General features: G+C 69.2%; 18 protein-coding genes and 1 pseudogene. 8 read left to right on the top strand and 11 right to left on the bottom strand.

Annotated elements, in window-relative coordinates:
• Positions 1-7: 7 nt before the first annotated feature.
• The 4 genes from SS2_RS01735 to SS2_RS01720 form a co-directional block, all read right to left on the bottom strand.
• Positions 8-1,303 (bottom strand): MFS transporter, encoded by a 1,296-nt coding sequence (locus SS2_RS01735; protein ID WP_066460665.1) that lies wholly within the window; start codon positions 1,301-1,303, stop codon positions 8-10.
• Positions 1,304-1,348: 45 nt separating this feature from the next.
• Positions 1,349-1,687 carry an Imm51 family immunity protein gene (locus SS2_RS01730; RefSeq protein ID WP_066460664.1) on the bottom strand — a complete coding sequence of 113 codons (339 nt, stop codon included), beginning with the start codon at positions 1,685-1,687 and terminating at the stop codon, positions 1,349-1,351.
• A gap of 158 nt (positions 1,688-1,845) precedes the next feature.
• Complete coding sequence (locus SS2_RS01725; protein ID WP_066460663.1) at positions 1,846-2,937, bottom strand: inositol-3-phosphate synthase; 1,092 nt, start codon at positions 2,935-2,937, stop codon at positions 1,846-1,848.
• Complete coding sequence (locus tag SS2_RS01720) at positions 2,934-3,608, bottom strand: PadR family transcriptional regulator (protein WP_066460662.1); 675 nt, start codon at positions 3,606-3,608, stop codon at positions 2,934-2,936. The genes SS2_RS01725 and SS2_RS01720 overlap by 4 nt, the downstream gene beginning before the upstream one ends.
• Before the next feature lie 319 nt (positions 3,609-3,927).
• Between SS2_RS01720 and SS2_RS01715 the strand changes: the two genes are divergently transcribed.
• From SS2_RS01715 to SS2_RS01690, 6 genes and pseudogenes are all read left to right on the top strand, one after another.
• Positions 3,928-6,396, top strand: coding sequence for a penicillin-binding protein (locus tag SS2_RS01715; protein WP_169796242.1), 2,469 nt, complete (start codon positions 3,928-3,930; stop codon positions 6,394-6,396).
• A 173-nt stretch (positions 6,397-6,569) separates the two neighbouring features.
• Positions 6,570-6,851 (top strand): annotated as a pseudogene (rpsF, locus tag SS2_RS01710) (30S ribosomal protein S6); the annotation flags it as partial.
• Between the two features lie 134 nt (positions 6,852-6,985).
• Positions 6,986-7,480 (top strand): single-stranded DNA-binding protein, encoded by a 495-nt coding sequence (locus tag SS2_RS01705; protein ID WP_066460659.1) that lies wholly within the window; start codon positions 6,986-6,988, stop codon positions 7,478-7,480.
• 79 nt (positions 7,481-7,559) lie between these two features.
• The gene (gene rpsR / locus SS2_RS01700) at positions 7,560-7,796 is read left to right on the top strand and encodes a 30S ribosomal protein S18 (protein ID WP_066460658.1); all 237 of its coding nucleotides are present in this window, start codon (positions 7,560-7,562) and stop codon (positions 7,794-7,796) included.
• 16 nt (positions 7,797-7,812) lie between these two features.
• Positions 7,813-8,262: a 50S ribosomal protein L9 gene (gene rplI / locus SS2_RS01695; protein WP_066460657.1), complete on the top strand. Its 450-nt coding sequence runs from the start codon at positions 7,813-7,815 to the stop codon at positions 8,260-8,262.
• 92 nt (positions 8,263-8,354) lie between these two features.
• Positions 8,355-9,470, top strand: a complete 1,116-nt coding sequence (locus SS2_RS01690) for a winged helix DNA-binding domain-containing protein (protein ID WP_066460656.1) — start codon at positions 8,355-8,357, stop codon at positions 9,468-9,470.
• Between the two features lie 18 nt (positions 9,471-9,488).
• Here SS2_RS01690 and SS2_RS01685 read toward each other — a convergent pair whose 3' ends face one another.
• On the bottom strand, positions 9,489-10,820 hold the full coding sequence (locus SS2_RS01685; RefSeq protein ID WP_245643278.1) for an MATE family efflux transporter: 1,332 nt from the start codon (positions 10,818-10,820) through the stop codon (positions 9,489-9,491).
• Positions 10,821-11,160: 340 nt separating this feature from the next.
• On the opposite strand from SS2_RS01685, the gene dnaB reads away from it, so the two are divergent.
• Positions 11,161-12,540, top strand: a complete 1,380-nt coding sequence (gene dnaB, locus SS2_RS01680) for a replicative DNA helicase (protein WP_066460654.1) — start codon at positions 11,161-11,163, stop codon at positions 12,538-12,540.
• Here dnaB and SS2_RS01675 read toward each other — a convergent pair whose 3' ends face one another.
• From SS2_RS01675 to SS2_RS01655, 5 genes are all read right to left on the bottom strand, one after another.
• Complete coding sequence (locus SS2_RS01675; protein WP_066460653.1) at positions 12,541-12,921, bottom strand: DUF2255 family protein; 381 nt, start codon at positions 12,919-12,921, stop codon at positions 12,541-12,543. It abuts the gene before it with no gap.
• Positions 12,922-13,043: 122 nt separating this feature from the next.
• Complete coding sequence (locus tag SS2_RS01670) at positions 13,044-13,856, bottom strand: cytochrome c oxidase assembly protein (RefSeq protein WP_066460652.1); 813 nt, start codon at positions 13,854-13,856, stop codon at positions 13,044-13,046.
• 10 nt (positions 13,857-13,866) lie between these two features.
• Positions 13,867-14,358: a DUF2243 domain-containing protein gene (locus tag SS2_RS01665; RefSeq protein ID WP_066460651.1), complete on the bottom strand. Its 492-nt coding sequence runs from the start codon at positions 14,356-14,358 to the stop codon at positions 13,867-13,869.
• A 113-nt stretch (positions 14,359-14,471) separates the two neighbouring features.
• Positions 14,472-15,638, bottom strand: coding sequence for an SGNH/GDSL hydrolase family protein (locus SS2_RS01660; RefSeq protein WP_066460650.1), 1,167 nt, complete (start codon positions 15,636-15,638; stop codon positions 14,472-14,474).
• A 50-nt stretch (positions 15,639-15,688) separates the two neighbouring features.
• A complete protein-coding gene (locus tag SS2_RS01655) occupies positions 15,689-16,288 on the bottom strand; it encodes a TetR/AcrR family transcriptional regulator (protein ID WP_066460649.1) in 600 nt (199 codons plus the stop codon).
• A gap of 120 nt (positions 16,289-16,408) precedes the next feature.
• Here SS2_RS01655 and SS2_RS01650 point away from each other — a divergent pair, with 120 nt between their 5' ends.
• Entirely contained in the window at positions 16,409-16,915 is a 507-nt protein-coding gene (locus SS2_RS01650; RefSeq protein ID WP_157607151.1) for a GNAT family N-acetyltransferase, read from the top strand.
• Positions 16,916-16,952: 37 nt separating this feature from the next.
• Here SS2_RS01650 and SS2_RS01645 read toward each other — a convergent pair whose 3' ends face one another.
• A complete protein-coding gene (locus SS2_RS01645; RefSeq protein WP_066460797.1) occupies positions 16,953-17,522 on the bottom strand; it encodes a dihydrofolate reductase family protein in 570 nt (189 codons plus the stop codon).
• Positions 17,523-17,540: the final 18 nt, after the last annotated feature.

The following is a 17,540-nucleotide window of genomic DNA, read 5'->3' as shown; positions in this document are numbered from 1 at the left end:
GGCCAGCTCAGCCCAGCACCACCGGGCGGGCCACCCGGGCACCCCAGCGCCCGAACACCACAGCGGTGATCGCGTAGGCCACCGCGAGCACGACGAACATCGGCCGCGAGTACCCGACGTCGGGCAGGGTCACCGCGGCGACCGCGGCGGCGCCGATGAAGGCGCAGTTGTACAGGACGTCGTAGAAGGCGAAGGCGCGCCCGCGGAACAGGTCCAGGGTGTCGCGCTGGACGATCGTGTCCACGGCGATCTTGGCGCCCTGCGCGGCCAGCCCCAGCGTCACCGCGCAGACGAGCATCGAGACGTAGGTCAGTGTCACGGCCAGGACGAGCTGGCTCGCCGATGCCAGGACCAGGCAGACGACGATCCACCCACGCGTGCCCAGCCGCGCGGCGACGACGGGCGTGAGCACGATGGCCGCGCCGAAGCCCACGGCCGTCGCCGCCAGCACCGTGGCGAAGACCCCCAGGCCGGTGTCAGACCCGTCCGAGAGCAGGTTGCGCGAGATGAGGATGCTGGCCACGAAGGTCATCCCGTAGAGGAAGCGGTGCACAGCCATGACCCCCAGGGCCTGCGCCGGGGTCTGGCGGCGGAGGAGGTAACCGGCGCCGTGCGCCAGGCCGCGGCCGAGGTGCGCCAGGTCAGACCGCAGCGTCGCCGCGCCGCGAGCCGGCACGTCCACCGGACCGAGCCGGGTCCGCGGGAAGCGGGCCGCGACGCCGCTCGCGCCGAGGAAGAAGACAGCAGCCGTGCCCAGGGAGGCGGCGTCGCGCCCGGTCCCCTCGGGGACAGCGAGGCTCAGCAGCAGCCCGACGAGGCCGCCGATCCCGGCCGACGCTGCCCCCAGCGTCGGCACGAGCGCGTTCGCGGTGAGCAGCTGTGGCCCGTCGACCACCTGCGGCAACGAGGCTGACAGCGCCGCGAGCAGGAAGCGGTTCAGGGACAGCAGGAGCAGAGCCAGGACGTAGACGGCGGGAGTGATGCCCCACACCAGGACGGTCCCGGCGACCACGAGGGTGAGCGCCACCCGGAGCAGGTTCACCACGACCAGCACTTGGCGCCGCTGCCAACGGTCGAGCAGCACACCGGCCCACGGACCCACGATGGTGAACGGCGCCAGCAGCACCGTGAAGGCCACCGCGATCGAGGCCGCGGTGCCCTGGCTCTGGGGAGAGAAGAAGAACAGGCTGGCAAGCCCGACCTGGAACATCCCGTCACCAGCCTGGCTCACCATCCGGACGGTGAACAACCGACGGAAGTCACGCAGGCGGAGCAGAAGACGGAGGTCGGCCAGGGCGGTCACCGTCTCAGGGTACGGGGGTTCCCGGTGCCGCCGTGGAGGCCGTGATCACTCCCACTCGGCGATCGTCGCGAGGTCCGCCAGCAGGTCAGCGTCGTTGTAGACCTCGAGCAGCAGCTCCCCGAGCTCGGTCAGCACGGTCGGGTCGGCGCCGTAGGCGACAAAGGCCTCGGCCTCCGGGTCGGTGCCGAACCGGCCCACCAGGTGCTCGGCGTCGCGCTCGACGAGGGCGAGGGCGATCGAGGCCCAGTCGTAGCCGTTGCCCTCGGCGCCGGCGGCCTCGAAGACCTCGGTGTGGACGGTGAGGTCGAGCTCACGCAGGACGAGGGACCAGCTGCCGGGGGTGGTCTCGACCAGCTCGAAGGGGTCAAGGTCTGCAGTGATCATGGCGGAAATCCTACGGGTCGCCGGGCGGGACGGTCCAGAGCGCAGCAGGGCCCCGACCGGGTGGTCGGGGCCCTGCTGTGACATGCGGTGCAGTGCCTCAGATCAACGTTCCACCAGGTGGTCGCGCCGATCCTCCGCTTGCTACGCGGCGCTGAGGATCAGCGCTCGTTGGTGCCGGCGATGAAGGCCTCGAGCTCGATGCGGCCCTGGGTGTCTTCCATCTGGACCGGCGGGGACTTCATGAAGTACGTCGACGCGGACAGGATCGGTCCACCGACGCCACGGTCCTTGGCGATCTTCGCGGCGCGCACGGCGTCGATGATGATGCCAGCGGAGTTGGGGGAGTCCCAGACCTCGAGCTTGTACTCGAGGTTGAGGGGAACCTCACCGAAGGCACGACCCTCGAGGCGGACGTAGGCCCACTTGCGGTCGTCGAGCCACGCCACGTAGTCCGACGGACCGATGTGGACGTTGCGGTCTTCCTTCTTGCCACCGAGGGGGCCAGACAGGTTGGACGTGACGGCCTGGGTCTTGGAGACCTTCTTGGACTCAAGACGCTCACGCTCGAGCATGTTCTTGAAGTCCATGTTGCCGCCGACGTTCAGCTGGTACGTGCGGTCCAGGATGACGCCGCGGTCCTCGAAGAGACGAGCGAGCACGCGGTGCGTGATGGTCGCGCCGACCTGGGACTTGATGTCGTCACCGACGATCGGGACGCCAGCGTCCTGGAACTTCTTGGCCCAGACGGGGTCCGAGGCGATGAAGACGGGGAGAGCGTTGACGAAGGCGACGTTGGCGTCGATGGCGGCCTGCGCGTAGAACTTCGCAGCCTTCTCCGAGCCGACGGGGAGGTAGCAGACGAGGACGTCGACCGCGTTGTCCTTGAGGGTCTGGACGACGTCCACAGCCTCGGCGTCGGACTCCTCGATCGTCTCGCGGTAGTACTTGCCCAGACCATCGAGGGTCGGGCCACGCAGCACGGTCACGCCGGTCGGCGGGACGTCGGCGATCTTGATGGTGTTGTTCTCCGACGCCTGCGTGGCGTCGGCGAGGTCGAAGCCGACCTTCTTCGCGTCCACGTCGAAGGCAGCGACGAACTGCAGGTCGGAGATGTGGTACTCACCGAACTGGACGTGCATGAGGCCGGGGACGGTCTCGTTCTTGTCGGCGTTCCGGTAGAACTCGACGCCCTGGATGAGGGACGTAGCGCAGTTGCCGACGCCTACGATGGCGACGCGGATGGCAGTCATCCGAGCTCCTTGCTGTGTGTGTCGCGACCTTCGCCGTCGACTGAGTGGGGATTGCTTCGTTCAGGTTGTGCGTCCGCCGTCAGGCTGGCGCCCGGGGTTTCCCCCGGTGTCCGGGCACGACGACGGTCGCGCTCGGTGTTGATGAGGCCGTCGAGCCATCGAACTTCACGTTCGACCTGCTCGAGGCCATGTCGCTGGAGCTCCAGGGTGTACTCGTCGAGGCGTTCCCGGGTCCGCGCGGAGGAGTCGCGCACGGTCTCGAGACGTTCGTTGAGCCGGCTGCGGCGTCCTTCGAGGATCCGGATGCGGGTCTCGGCGTCCGTCTGACCGAAGAAGGCGAACCGGACGTCGAAGCTGTCGTCCTCCCAGGCCGCGGGGCCCGACGACGCGAGGACGGACTGCAGGTGCTCCTTGCCCTCGGCCGTGAGCGTGTAGACGATCCGGGCCCGCTTGCCCGAGAGGGCGTGCGGGGGAGCCTCGGTCGACTCGGCTCCGACGATGAGGCCTTGGAGCGCGAGCGACTTCAGGCACGGGTACAGCGACCCGTAGGACAGTGCGCGGAACGCTCCCAGCCCGAGGTTGAGGCGCTTGCGCAGCTCATAGCCGTGCAGCGGCGAGTCGTTGAGGAGGCCGAGCACCGCCGTCTCCAAGACTGTCGACTTGCTGCGCATGGCACCTCCTCTGTCCTTCGTGACTCTTGAGCACGCTGTCGATGTATCGAACCGATACATCGACAGGTTAGGCACATCCAGACTCAGGTGCAAGCAAGCAGGGCCCGAGAAGTTGTGAAGGTCCGGCGTGTCTGGTGGGCAGGCGTGGCAGAGAGTTGGTTGACGACAGGCCTGGGGTATGGGGTACAAGGGATCGAACCCCTACAGTTTCGGTGGGAAGAGTTCCTCCGCCGTGCCCGCACGCCGGAGGCCACCCGTCTGGACCAGCTGGGCACGATCAGCAGGTCCGCATCTCTTGTCTCCTGTCGGAAGGTCCAACGTGGCGAGCACGAACAGTCGATCGACGCGCCCTGCGGCGAAGAATGGTGCCGCTGCGGCGCCACGCAGCACGGCCAAGAACGGTCGGCGTCGCGGCTTCAACTACCCCCGGGCCGGTAAAGGCCCGGTCCGCCGCTGGGTCCCGTCCTGGCGCTTCGTCGTCGGCTCCGTGCTCACCCTGGGTGCGCTCGCCTGCGGCGTGGTCATCGCCGCCTACGTGAGCATCAGCGTGCCGGACCCGAACGACATGCCGGCGCCGCCCCAGAGGTCGACCGTCTACTACTCCGACGGGACGACCGAGCTGGCGACCTTCGCCTCCCAGGACCGGATCCTCATCTCCGCCGACGAGATCCCCGAGGTGGTCAAGCACGCGGCCGTGGCCGCGGAGGACCGCACCTTCTACGAGAACTCCGGCATCGACGTCAAGGGCCTCGGCCGCGCGGCTGTCGGGAACGTCAAGGCGCTCTTCACCGGTGGCAAGAAGACCGGTGGGTCCTCGATCACCCAGCAGTACGCCGAGCGCTTCTACACCGAAGGGACGACGACCGACTACGTCGGCAAGTTCAAGGAAGTGCTCATGGCCGTCAAGATCGACAGCCAGCAGAGCAAGGACCAGATCCTCTCCAACTACCTCAACACGATCTACTTCGGCCGCGGTGCCTACGGGATCGAGACGGCTGCGCAGAAGTACTTCGGCATCTCCGCCTCTGAGCTCTCCCTCTCTCAGGCAGCGCTGATCGCCGGTGTCATCCCCTCTCCCACCAACTGGGACCCGCGGGTCAACGCGGAGAAGGCGGAGTCGCGCTGGAACTACGTCCTGGACGGCATGGTGCTGGGAGGGTTCATCACCCAGGAAGAGCGCGACGCGCAGGTCTTCCCGGAGACCATCGACTACGGCCAGACGAACTCTCTGGCGGGGCAGACCGGCTACCTCGTCGAGATGGTTAAGGCCGAGCTCGAGGCAAAGGCCGGCATCACCACCGCTGAGCTCAACAGCGGTGGTCTGCGGATCGTCACCACGATCGACAAGGGGGTCCAGGACGCGGCCGTGGCCGCCGTCGAGGCGATGCCTGAGGACACCCCGGCCAACCTCTCCACCTCGGTGGTCACGATCGACGCGGACAGTGGCGGCTACCTCGCTGTCTACGGCGGCAAGGACTACATCGAGAAGCAGTTCAACTCCGCCACCCAGGGCGCGGCCCAGGCCGGGTCGACCTTCAAGCCCTTCACGCTCATGGCCGGCCTGGAGGCGGGCAAGACCCTCAAGGACACCTTCGACGGCAACAGCCCCAAGTCCTTCGGCGACTACCAGGTCAACAACTTCGGCAGCACGGACTTCGGCCGAGTCACCCTCGAGAAGGCCACCGAGCAGTCGATCAACACCGCGTACGTCGAGCTCAACGAGGAAGTCGGTCCCGAGGCGACGGTCGACGTCGCCACCCGGGCGGGCATCCCGGCTGACACTCCCGACCTCACTGCGGTGCCGTCCAACGTGCTGGGCACCGCCACGGTGCACCCGGTCGACATGGCGGCGGCGTACACGACCTTCGCCACCAACGGGCAGACCCGCACGCCGCACATCGTCGACGAGGTCACCGAGGGGGCCGAGGTCCGGTACACCCCCGCTCTGAGCAGCGAGCAGGTCTTCACCCCTGAGAACACCGCGGAGGTCACCTACGCGCTGACGAAGGTCGTCGAGAACGGCTCGGGCAAGACCGTGAAGTCTCTCGGCGTCCCGGTCGCCGGCAAGACGGGTACCTCGAACGACAACAAGTCGGCGTGGTTCGTGGGCTACACCCCGAAGTACGTCACCGCCGTGGCCATGTACCAGTCCGGCCCCAACCAGGAGCAGGAGTCCATCACGCCCTTCGGGAAGTACGTGCGCACCGGGATCACCGGCGCCACCGCCCCGGCGGACGTGTGGACCGAGTACATGGGGACGGTGCTCGAGGGCAAGGACGTGCTCCAGTTCCCCTCTCGCGCCAAGGCGACCCCGACGCCGACCCCGACGCCGACCGTCACGCCGGAGCCCACCGAGGAGCCGACCGAGGAGGCGACCGAGGAGCCGGAAGAGGCCACTGTCACCGTGCCGGCCGGACTGGCCGGGCGCAGCGAGGCCGAGGTGCGCGGCGCCCTTGTCGCCGCCGGCCTCAACCCGTCGGTGACCACGCGCTACGACTCCAAGCCCAAGGGCACCGTGGTGAGCGTCTCGCCAGGGCCTGGGTCGGCGGTCGCGGCCGGGTCGACTGTGACGGTGGTGGTCTCCAACGGGCCTGACCCGGCGACCATCCCGACGCCGGAGCCGACGCCCGCCCCCACCACGCCGGCTCCTGCGCCGACCACACCGGCACCGACGCCGACCACGCCTGCTCCGACTCCGACCACGCCGACGGCGCCCAAGCCGGATCAGTCGAACGGCCAGGCGAACGGGCAGGGCTCGACCGGCCAGGGGGCGGGTGCGGCCCGCTGATCGGGGTCGCCCGCAGAGGGTTTCCAGGGACCCGCCTCGGCGGGTACTCTTGGACACTGTTGTGTGCTCACCTCCGGCCGCCTATCGGCCGGGACGGCACGCAGCTGATACACGCACAACCCTCCTGTCACGGAAAGACCGTGACCGCTGAGTCCGTAGGAGGTGGGTTACACATGCGTCAGTACGAATTGATGATCATCCTCGACCCTGAGGTTGAAGAGCGCACCGTCGCCCCGTCGCTGGACAAGTACCTCACGGTCGTCTCGACCGAGGGTGGTTCTGTTGACAAGGTCGACATCTGGGGCCGTCGTCGCCTCGCGTTCGAGATCCAGAAGAAGTCCGAGGGCATCTACGCGGTGGTGAACTTCACTGCTACGCCTGCGACCGCCAAGGAGCTGGACCGTCAGCTCGGCCTCAACGAGGTCGTCCTTCGCACCAAGGTCATGCGCGTAGACGTCAAGAACGAGCGTGCAGCAGCCAAGGTCCAGCGTGCAGACGCCAAGGCCAAGGCTGCAGACGCCTGAGATCCAGCGCTCGCTGATCGCCCCCTCACGACCTAGTACGAACCGCTCGAACAAGGAGAGATGCAATGGCTGGTGACACTGTCATCACGGTGATCGGGAACCTCACGGGGGACCCGGAGCTCCGCTTCACCCCGTCAGGTGCCGCCGTCGCGAACTTCACCGTGGCCAACACGCCGCGGACGTTCGACCGCCAGACCAACGAGTGGAAGGACGGCGACACGCTGTTCATGCGCTGCTCGATCTGGCGTGAAGCTGCCGAGAACGTGGCCGAGTCCCTGACCAAGGGGATGCGTGTCATCGCTCAGGGCCGGCTGGTGCAGCGTTCGTACGACACCCGTGAGGGCGAGAAGCGCACTGTTGTCGAGCTGCAGGTGGAGGAGATCGGTCCTTCCCTGAAGTACGCATCCGCCAAGGTCACCCGGGCCCAGCGCTCGGGCGGTACCGGAGGCGGCGGCGGTTTCGGCGCAAGCTCTGGGGCCAAGGCCGACGACCCGTGGGCAACCGCGGGACCGGCGTCCGCAGGCGGCGGAAGTTCCTTCGCGGACGAACCGCCGTTCTAGTCCCCACCCCGTAGATATTTCGCTTCCCGGTCGGCCGTGCGCGGCAGCCCGGGACAGCACCCTGTGAAGGAGTCTCGCAATGGCAAAGCCCGTTGTGCGCAAGCCCAAGAAGAAGTCAAACCCGCTGAAGTCAGCAAAGATCGAGACGGTGGACTACAAGGACACCGCTCTTCTGCGCAAGTTCATCTCCGACCGCGGGAAGATCCGCGCTCGCCGAGTGACCGGTGTGTCCGTCCAGGAGCAGCGTCAGATCGCGAAGGCCGTGAAGAACGCCCGCGAGATGGCTCTCCTTCCCTACTCGTCATCTGCACGCTGAGAAGGGACTGACTCACATGGCAAAGCTGATTCTCACCCACGAGGTCACCGGTCTCGGTGAACCTGGCGACGTCGTCGACGTCAAGGACGGGTACGCCCGTAACTACCTGATCCCCCGCAGCCTGGCCACCCCGTGGTCCAAGGGCGCGGAGTCTCAGGTGACCGCGATCCGCAAGGCTCGCAAGGCACGTGAGATTGCAACGCTCGACGAGGCCAAGGCCACGCGCGACTCGCTGCAGTCGAAGGCCGTCACCGTGAAGGCGAAGTCCGGCAACGGCGGACGTCTCTTCGGTGCCGTCACCACGGCGGAGATCGCTGCTGCGGTCGCCGAGCTCGGTGGCGTCACGGTCGACAAGCGCAAGATCGAGATCGCCCAGCCGATCAAGTCGACCGGAGAGTTCTCCGTGTCGGTTCGCCTGCACCCTGAGGTGTCGGCGAAGATCGCTGTGAACGTCGTCGCAGCCTGATCAGTTCCTGATCCAGCTCGGCCGCAGGGCCCGGTCCTCTCCTCGGAGGGGACCGGGCCCTGCGTCGTTCTAGGGATCGCTACGCTGACCCGATGGACCGACGTGAGGTGCTGACGCGCCGCCTGCACTCCCAGCTCGTGTGGGCGCCGGCCGCGCTCGAGCCGGCCGCCGTCGTCGGGCACTTCCTGGCGATGCAAGCGCAGGAGTACGTGCCCTCGCAGTGGGCGATCTCCCAACGCATCCAAGGTGCGCCGACGGCCGCGACCCTCGCTGCTGAGATCGACGCCGGGCGCGTCCTGCGCACCCACGTGCTGCGTCCCACCTGGCACTATGTCCTGCCCACCGACGTGCGCTGGTTGCTCGAGCTGACCGGTCCGCGGGTGCACCAGGTCAACGGGGCGCAGCTGCGCCTGATCGGCCTCACCGGGGCGGAGCTGGCCCGCGCCGTGGAGGTGATCGCCGGGTGCGTCTCCACGGGTCAGCATCGGGTGCGCGCCGAGCTCGGTGCGGCGCTCGGGGAGGCGGGACTGCCGTCGAGCGGCCAGGGGCTGACCTACGCGGTGATGACGGCGGAGATCGAGCGGGTGATCATCAGCGGCGCCTCGCGCGGCAAGCAGCGCACCTATGTCGCCTTCGACGACCGCGTGCCACCCGCCCACACGCCCCTCGACCGGCCGACGGCGCTGGCTGACCTCGCCTGGCGCTACCTGGCGGCCCGTGGTCCGGCCACGGCCCGGGACCTGGCCCTGTGGTCTGGGCTCACGCTGACCGACGCGCGTTCGGCCGTGCGTCTGGCCGTGGAGCGCGCGCCGGACGACCTGGTCGAGGTCGACGTCGAGGGCGTCGTGCACTGGATGCCGCGGGCGTCGTTCGAGCAGGTGCGCGTGCCCCCGCAGACGCCCCGGGCGGACCTGCTGCAGGCCTACGACGAGTACGTCATGGGCTACACCGAGACCCGCGGGTACTTCACACCGCCGGGCTACCGGGCGCCGACGGTGCCGACGCGCCTGCCCCATCACGTCGTCGTCGACGGCCTGCTGCGCGGGTCGTGGGGGCACAGCATCGGCGCGCGCTCGGTGACGGTGACCGTGCTGCCCTTCGCCGAGATGGGTACGCGTGAGCGTGCGGCCGTCGAGCAGGCCGCTGGGCGGTACGCAGACTTCCACGCACTGCCCCTCCAGCTGCGGTGGGAGGCGCCGGTGGGCTGAGCGGACCAGCTGCGCCGGTCAGTCCCCGACGACCATCCAGGCGTCGGTGCGCACCCGCAGCCCGGTGGTCACGGCACGAGCCATCATGAAGACACCGGCGAAGGCCACCCACAGCCAGGCCAGGCCCGCCGGTCCGTCGGGAGCCCAGGCGCGGATCGCGAGGGCGACCGGGACGTAGACGACGAGGGTGATCATCCCGGTCCAGGCGAGGTAACGGCCGTCGCCGGCGCCGATGAGCACGCCGTCGAGCACAAAGACCCAGCCGGCGATCGGCATGAGGACGCCGATGACGACCATCGCGGCGGTGATCGCGACCCGGACGTCAGGGTCGGAGGTGAACAGCGGCGCGAACCACCAGCCACCGGCCGCGATGACCAGCCCCAGCAGCGCGCCCGCGGCCACCCCCCACTGCAGGGTGCGCCGCAGGATCGCCCGCGTCTGGCCGACCTCACCGGCCCCCAGGCGGTGTCCGATGAGCGCCTGGGCAGCGATGGCGAGGGCGTCCAGGGCGAAGGCGGCCAGCCCCCAGATGCTGTTGACCACCTGGTACCCGGCGAGGTTGACCGCGCCCAGGCCGGTCGCCACGAAGACGGTGAGCAGGATCGCCAGGCGCAGGGAGAGGTTGCGCACGAGCAGCGGGGCGCCCGCGCGGGCGTTCGCCCAGATGCCACCGGCCCCCGGTCGCAGCCGTGCCCCCGCGCGGCGCGCACCGCGCACGACGACGGCGGACAGCACCGTCGCCATCCCGAGCTGGGTCAGGGCCGTGCCGAGTCCAGATCCGGCGATCCCCATCCCCACGCCGTAGACGAGCGCGATGTTGAGCACTGCGTTGGTCGCCGCGCCGCCGGCGGCGACCCACAGCGGGGTGCGGGTGTCCTGCAGCCCGCGCAGCACCCCGGTCGAGGCGAGGACGACGAGCATGCCGGGCAGCCCGGGTGTGGACCAGCGCAGGTAGGTCACCGCGTTCTCGGCGACGGCGCCGTCGGCACCCATCGCGGAGATCGCCCACGGCGCGGCGAGCCACAGGGCCGCCGCGAGGACGGTGCCCAGCCCGGCAGCCAGCCACATGCCGTCGACGCCGGCCTGCAGCGCCTGTGCGCGGCGCCCTGCCCCGACGCGTCGGGCGACGGAGGCGGTGGTCGCGTAGGCGAGGAAGACGCACAGCCCGACGACGGTGAGCAGCAGCGTGGAGGCGATGGACAGCCCCGCCAGCTCAGCGGTCCCCAGGTGCCCCACGACGGCGGAGTCCACGAGGACGAAGATGGGCTCGGCGACGAGGGCGCCGAGGGCGGGGACGGCCAGGGCGAGGATCTGGCGGTCTGTGGAGCGCCGGGTGGAGCGGTCGTCCAAGGAGTGATCCATTTCGGTTCCGAGGGGTGGATGGGCGTGGAAGAAATCTATCCGTCCACAGGAACTCTGGCGGAATCTGGCCCCTGCGGGACTGAAATTGCTTGGCGCCCCACCGTTATCCCCAGTTGTCCACATGCTTATCCACATTGTGGATGACTGTGGGGAGGCGTGTCGCGGACTTGTCCCCAGGGTTGTGGAGAAGCCTGTGGATAACGGATCTTGCGTGGCTTGAACCCGTGTGGTTAGCAGGCTAGCGTGCAGGAGGCGACCAGCAGTTGTCGACCGATTGTCGGTGGCGAGGTGTAGATCTGAGCCCAAGCACTACGTAGGGACGGAACACATGTCGATCGCGGAAATCGAGCCCGACTTCAGGTCAGGCGGATCTGGCTCCTCAGGACCAGGATTCGACCGGACCCCGCCCCAGGACATCGCCGCAGAGCAGAGCGTCCTGGGCGGCATGCTCATCTCCAAGGACGCCATCGCGGACGTCATCGAGCAGATCAAGGGCACCGACTTCTACCGGCCCGCCCACGAGGCCGTCTACGACGTCATCATCGACCTCTACGGTCGCGGCGAGCCCGCCGACGCGATCACCGTCGTCGCCGAGCTGACCAAGCGCGGGGAGATGAGCCGCATCGGCGGCGCCCCCTACATCCACGAGCTCATCTCGATGGTGCCCACGGCCGCCAACGCCGGGTACTACGCCCGCATCGTCCGCGAGCGTGCCGTGCTGCGCCGCCTCGTCCAGGCTGGCACCCGCATCGTCCAGCTCGGCTACGCGACCGACGGCGGCGACGTCGACGACCTCGTCAACAACGCCCAGGCCGAGGTGTACGCGGTCACCGAGACTCGCACGAGCGAGGACTACCACGTCCTCGGCGACGTCATCGGGGGAGCGGTCGACGAGATCGAGGCCGCCGGGCACCGCGGGGAGGGCATGGTCGGCGTGCCGACCGGCTTCGCCGACCTGGACCGCCTCACCAACGGGCTGCACCCGGGACAGATGATCGTCCTGGCGGCGCGCCCGGCCATCGGTAAGTCGACCCTCGGGATCGACATCGCCCGGTCCGCCTCCATCAAGCACGGCCTGACCTCGGTGGTCTTCTCCCTCGAGATGAGCCGCAACGAGATCACGATGCGTCTGCTCTCCGCCGAGGCGCGCATCCACCTGCAGAAGATGCGCAACGGGTCGATGGGCGAGGAGGACTGGCAGAAGCTCGCCGGGACCATGGGCAAGATCTCCGAGGCGCCGCTGTTCATCGACGACTCCCCGAACATGTCCCTCATGGAGATCCGGGCCAAGTGCCGCCGGCTGAAGCAGAAGCACGACCTCAAGCTCGTGGTCATCGACTACCTCCAGCTCATGACGTCCGGCAAGCGCGTGGAGTCCCGTCAGCAGGAGGTCTCGGAGTTCTCCCGTGCGCTCAAGCTCCTCGCCAAGGAGCTCGAGGTCCCGCTGATCGCCATCTCCCAGCTCAACCGTGGCGCCGAGCAGCGCACCGACAAGCGCCCCGCGATGAGCGACCTGCGTGAGTCCGGCTCCATCGAGCAGGACGCCGACATCGTCATCCTGCTGCACCGCGAGGACGCCTACGAGAAGGAGTCCCCGCGCGCCGGGGAGGCTGACCTCATCGTGGCCAAGCACCGTAACGGTCCGACGGACACGATCACCGTGGCGTTCCAGGGTCACTACTCGCGCTTCGTGGACATGCAGGCGTAGTCACGCCTCGCGCGGGTCGATGCGGAACGTCGCTGACGCGCCGTTGGGGCCCGTCACGGTGCCCACGATCGCCGGCCCGTAGCGGTCGTACTTCGCGTGGTACGCCTGGTCGATCGCCGTGTGGACGTCGCTCGCGGGCTCCACGAAGGTCACGTCCTTCTCGACGCCACCGGCTCGGATGTGACCGCGGGGGTAGGCCAGCGCACGGCGGAACCAGCCGTTGCCTCGGCCGTAGGCGGACCTGATGTAGATCTCGTCGCCGACCCGCACGACCCAGATGGTCACCGGTGGGCGCAGTGTGCCGTCTCGGCGCAGGGTGGAGACCTGGAGCTCTTCCGCCCGCCCGACCCTGCGCAGCTCGTCGTCCGTCCATGCGGTCATCGAGATCTCCTTCGGTCGCTCACGGCCGGTCGCGCAGGCGTGAGGATGGTCATCCTCACGATGACCCTCCGGGGGCTGTGGCGCGAGCGGGAGGCGCCGGTCGCACCTGCCTCGCCAGCGGACTAGGCATGTCCTGCCAAGGCCGCCGCGCGCGGCCGGGTGGCGGCGTAGTGACCGGCGAACAGCAGGACGATCATGATGACGTCGACCACGTCTCCGCCGTAGTACATCACCTGCGCACCCACCTCACCGTCGGCGATCGTGGTCCCGGCAGGGGGGTGGGCGTAGAGCCGCTTGGCGAGGATCGAGTGCACCGCGACGAACACGATCAGCACCGCAGACCGCATCCGCATGGAGGCCCGGTGGGGGGCTGGGTCGACCCCCACGATCGAGACGGTGAAGAGATAGCCGGCCAGGAAGATGTGGGCGTGGACGAGCGCGTAGATCAGGGTGGAGGAGTGCATCCGGAGGTAGAGATCGGTGGTGTAGAGCACCCACAGACCGCCGATGTTGAGGCCCGCCGCGACCACCGGATGGGTGAGGACGCGCACCACCGGGGTGCGCAGGAACCGGGTCAGTGACCGGGCCGCAGGCGCCGGCAGTGCGCGCAGGGCAACGGTGACCGGCGCAGCCAGGACCAGCAGCAACGGTCCGACCATGCCCAACAGCAGGTGCCCGACCATGTGGGCGGTGAAGCTGGTGTGCGCGGCCGTGGCCAAGGGGCCGACCAACGCGGCTCCGACACATCCGAGGCCCAGGTACCACATGACCGTGCGGCTCACCGGCCAGGGCCTGCGACCCCGAGACGCCCAGAGGGCGAGGGCGTACCCGATCGCAGCGCCGAGGAGCGCCAGGACGACGACGGACTCGAAGGTCACCCACGCGAAGGAGCCGTGACCGGCGCCGCCCATGTCAGAGTGATCGTGCTCGCCCATGCCCGGACACTCAGGGTGAGACAGGGGCCGGGCGGGTGCGCCACAGGATGACCAGCCCGATGAGCAGGATCACGAGGGCCGAGCCGATCCAGATCGCGTCGTAGGGCAGCAGGTCGACGTCGTAGCGGATCTGGTGGATGCGCAAGATCTTGTGGTCGACGATCCCGTCGAAGAGCTGGAAGAACCCCACCCCGACGATCACCGCACCGGTCCAGCGGCTCCACACCACTGCGCCCCGTCGACGGATGTCAGCGAGCAGGAACAGTCCCCAGATGGTGATGAACCAACCGAAGGCATGGAAGAAGCCGTCGGTGGTCAGTGCCACCTCAGGAGTGGACCGGTCATAGAAGTGATGCCACTGCAGGCCCAGGTGAAAGATGAACAGGTCGATCATCGACGCCGCGATGCCGCAGCCGAAGAGGAAGCCGGACCAGATCGTGCGCCGGTCCGGTCCTACCCTGGCCGTGGTCGCCGGGTTGGTGTCCGTCTCCCCACCAGACATGGCAAGCCCCTCAGCTGGTCCGCTCCGTTGCTTCCATTCTGCCGAAACCCGGCGATCCCACCAGCGGTGACGCCTCCTGCGTGACGCCGACCCGGTGTGAGGACTGGTCTTGGTCAGGCGAGCGGGCCGCGGGGACCGAAGGCCACCTGTGCGAAGCGCTCGCCGATGATCTCGTGGCTCGCGGCGTCCGGGTGCAGAGCGTCCGGCAGGGGGTGCGCTGCGGCATCGGCCTCCCCGTAGAGGACGCGGCCGTCGAGGTAGTGCAGCGCCGGGTCTTCCCTCTGACGGGCGGCGACCAGCCGGGCCATCTCCTCGCGGATCACGGACAGGGTGAGCTTGCCGTAGGCGACGTCGGCCGGGTTCCCGGTCGCCATGAACCGGACGGTGTCGGTCCCGAGGGTGGCTGGGTCGGGCATGCCGGGGCCGGGGGTGTCCTCGTGGATGGGGCACAGGATGGGGGAGGCGAGCAGCAGCGGGGTGTGCGGGTGGCCGTCACGGATGGTGTCGAGGAAGCCGTGCATCGCTGCGGTGAAGACGCGCAGGCGCATGCCGTCGAGGTTGACGAGGTTGATGCCCATCTTCACGCTGATGACGTCGGCCGGGGTGTCACGCAGGGTGCGTGCGGTGAGCGGGTCGAGCAGGGCGCTGCCCCCGAAGCCGAGGTTGACCAGCTCGACGCCTGCGGTGCGGGCGGCGATGGCGGGCCAGGTGCCGGTCGGGGTGAGGGCGTTGGACCCGTGGCTGATCGAGCTGCCGTGGTGCAGCCACACGCGCCGGTCCCCGGAGGGCGCCGGCCAGACGGCGGCGTCGGCGCGCAGGGCGACGAGCTCGGTGAGCTCGTTGTGCGGCAACCACAGCTCGACCGTCTTGTCCCGCGCGGGCAGGCCGCTGAAGGTCACGACGCCGGGTTCACCGGCGAGCATCGTCCGCTCCCCGGTGGTCATGTCGATGGACAGGACGTCACCGCCGTCGACCACGCCGGCGGCGGTCGGGACGCCGTCGACGAGCAGCTCGTACACGCCGCGGGGCCGGGCGGGGGCGCCGACGTAGGCGATGCGCGTCGGGCGGGTCTCGAGCTCGACGACGGTCGCCGTGGTCCGCAGGACCAGCCGGACGCCGGACGGTTGGGCCTCGGCCATGAGCAGCTGCGGGTCGGGCAGCTGGTGCCGGGCCCAGGCGGGGAGCCGGTGCGGCTGGACGCCCCGGGGAGTGTGCTCGAGCTCGATCGCGCCGCGGACCAGGTCGCTGGTGAGCGGGATGGTGTGGAGGGTGTCAGTCATGGGGGAAGTGCTCTCTCTGGGCGTGCTGGGGTGCTGGCCGTGCTGGGTGGTCAGGCGTGGGCTGTGGTGGCGTCATCCGGTGCGCTCGCGGGCCAGTTCCGCAGGGCGGTGTCCAGGGCCTGGGTCATCCGGGCCCACGACGTCTCGGGGTTGGGGTCGGAGTGGTCGAAGCTGCCGTTGGCCTGCAACCGGATGAAGCCGTTGACGGTGGATCCGACCAGGCGTACCGCGTGCGTCTGCTCCTGGGCGGGCAGACCATAGCCGACCATGATGCCCACCATGAGCGCCGAGACCTTGGCCCCGGCGGGGCCGGCCGCGGGGGTGGTGATGCGGACCTGCGTGGCGTGCCACCGCCCGGGGTGGTCCTGGGCGTAGGAGCGCATGACCGCTACGAGCGCGTCGAGCGCATCGCGGCCCGAGCGCCCGGCGAGGGCGATCGACAGCCGGTCGCCCAGCTCGGTGAGGGCGAGCACGCTCACGCGGCCGCGTAGATCATCTGATCCACGCAGGTGGGAGTAGAGGCTGGCGGGCTTCACCCCGACGCGACGGGCCACCTCGGACACGGTGACCTGCTCGAAGCCGACCTCGTCGGCGAGCTGGGCCGCGGAGAGGGTCAGCGACTCGGGGGTGAGACCTGCTCGCGCTGCCATCTGCACTCCAAACTATAGGCATGAGGTTATTGCCTACACATCATAGGCACACGGCTGGACGTGCGTCTCTCCCGGCGGTTCGTCGAGCCGTCCGGGCTGGTCCCGGCGACACTGGTCGTCATGACTGACCCCCGTTCCCCAGGCCACCTCATACGACCGGGCACAGTCGCCGACATCGGCGCCTGCCTGGCGTTATGGGTCCGGGCGTGCACCGTCCGCGACGGCCAGGCTGTCTCCGGGGTCGCCGAGCGTGCGCGGCCCAAGCTCGACCGCCCTGAGTCATGGGTCGTCGCGACAAGCCTGCAGGGAGTGCTCACCGGCTTCGCCGTCGCGACGGCGCCCGGCAGCGGCATCGCGACGGATCCGGTGGACGCCGCGGTGGTGGGGCTGCTCGCCGTCTCACCGAGCGCCCAGGGCGATGGGCTGGGCGGCCGGCTCCTGGCGGCGATGACGGACGATCTTGCCAGTCGGGGCCAGGTGCGCGCGGTGCTGCACGTCCTCGTCGACAACCACCGAGCCGTCCGGCTCTACGAGAGCCAGGGGTGGGTGCCGTGGGGGGAGGTGTTCCCGCACACGCTGCTCGGGCGCCCGGTGCAGTCGTACACCCTCGACCTCGCGCGAGCGTGATGAGGTGCCAACCCGCCGATGATCGGCGCGGAGGGCGTCAGGGCTGCGCGGGCTCGCCGGTCGCGCGGCGGTAGCGCTCGTAGACGATCCCCGAGCCGAAGGTCGTCGTCTCGCGGAGGACGAGAGGGACGTCGTCGGTGACCGGGGGCAGGTGCGGCGTGCCCCCGCCGACGATCACCGGGTTGCGGAACATCTGCAGCTCGTCGACGAGGCCGAGCTCGATCGCCTGCGCGGCCAGGGTGGCACCACCGATCGAGACGTCTTTGCTGGTCGCATCGAGCGCGGCCGCCACCTCCTGCTCGACCGACCCGGTGGCGAGCCGGGCGTTGCCCTCGACGCTGGTCAGCGTGCGGCTGAAGACGACCTTGGGGAGCGCGCACCAGATGTCAGCGAAGGCAGTCTGGATCTCGTTCGAGCGCATCGACGGATCCGTCTCCCAGGGGAGCATCGTCTCGTACAGCCGACGACCGCACAGGTACGTGCCGAGGGCGCCCACCAGGGCGTTGTGGAGCAGGAACTGTTCCTCGTCCGGGGCGGTCCACGCGAACCCGCCCTCGCGGTCGTTGATGAACCCGTCCACCGAGACACCCATCGAGTAGACCAGCATGGCAACCTCCATGTCTGC

This window comes from Sanguibacter suarezii NBRC 16159 (genome assembly GCF_001552735.1).
Taxonomy (GTDB): Bacteria; Actinomycetota; Actinomycetes; order Actinomycetales; family Cellulomonadaceae; genus Sanguibacter; species Sanguibacter suarezii.
Note: the sequence above shows the minus strand (reverse complement) of the source record. Positions and strands in the feature narration are given on the sequence as shown.

Bases quoted from the DNA above. Each gene is read 5' to 3' on its own strand.
- SS2_RS01730 (WP_066460664.1), bottom strand. From the start codon at position 1,687: ATGATCACTGCAGACCTTGACCCCTTCGAGCTGGTCGAGACCACCCCC.
- SS2_RS01725 (WP_066460663.1), bottom strand. From the start codon at position 2,937: ATGACTGCCATCCGCGTCGCCATCGTAGGCGTCGGCAACTGCGCTACG.
- SS2_RS01720 (WP_066460662.1), bottom strand. From the start codon at position 3,608: ATGCGCAGCAAGTCGACAGTCTTGGAGACGGCGGTGCTCGGCCTCCTC.
- SS2_RS01705 (WP_066460659.1), top strand. From the start codon at position 6,986: ATGGCTGGTGACACTGTCATCACGGTGATCGGGAACCTCACGGGGGAC.
- rpsR (WP_066460658.1), top strand. From the start codon at position 7,560: ATGGCAAAGCCCGTTGTGCGCAAGCCCAAGAAGAAGTCAAACCCGCTG.
- rplI (WP_066460657.1), top strand. From the start codon at position 7,813: ATGGCAAAGCTGATTCTCACCCACGAGGTCACCGGTCTCGGTGAACCT.
- SS2_RS01690 (WP_066460656.1), top strand. From the start codon at position 8,355: ATGGACCGACGTGAGGTGCTGACGCGCCGCCTGCACTCCCAGCTCGTG.
- dnaB (WP_066460654.1), top strand. From the start codon at position 11,161: ATGTCGATCGCGGAAATCGAGCCCGACTTCAGGTCAGGCGGATCTGGC.
- SS2_RS01675 (WP_066460653.1), bottom strand. From the start codon at position 12,921: ATGACCGCATGGACGGACGACGAGCTGCGCAGGGTCGGGCGGGCGGAA.
- SS2_RS01670 (WP_066460652.1), bottom strand. From the start codon at position 13,856: ATGGGCGAGCACGATCACTCTGACATGGGCGGCGCCGGTCACGGCTCC.
- SS2_RS01665 (WP_066460651.1), bottom strand. From the start codon at position 14,358: ATGTCTGGTGGGGAGACGGACACCAACCCGGCGACCACGGCCAGGGTA.
- SS2_RS01660 (WP_066460650.1), bottom strand. From the start codon at position 15,638: ATGACTGACACCCTCCACACCATCCCGCTCACCAGCGACCTGGTCCGC.
- SS2_RS01655 (WP_066460649.1), bottom strand. From the start codon at position 16,288: ATGGCAGCGCGAGCAGGTCTCACCCCCGAGTCGCTGACCCTCTCCGCG.
- SS2_RS01650 (WP_157607151.1), top strand. From the start codon at position 16,409: ATGACTGACCCCCGTTCCCCAGGCCACCTCATACGACCGGGCACAGTC.
- SS2_RS01645 (WP_066460797.1), bottom strand. From the start codon at position 17,522: ATGCTGGTCTACTCGATGGGTGTCTCGGTGGACGGGTTCATCAACGAC.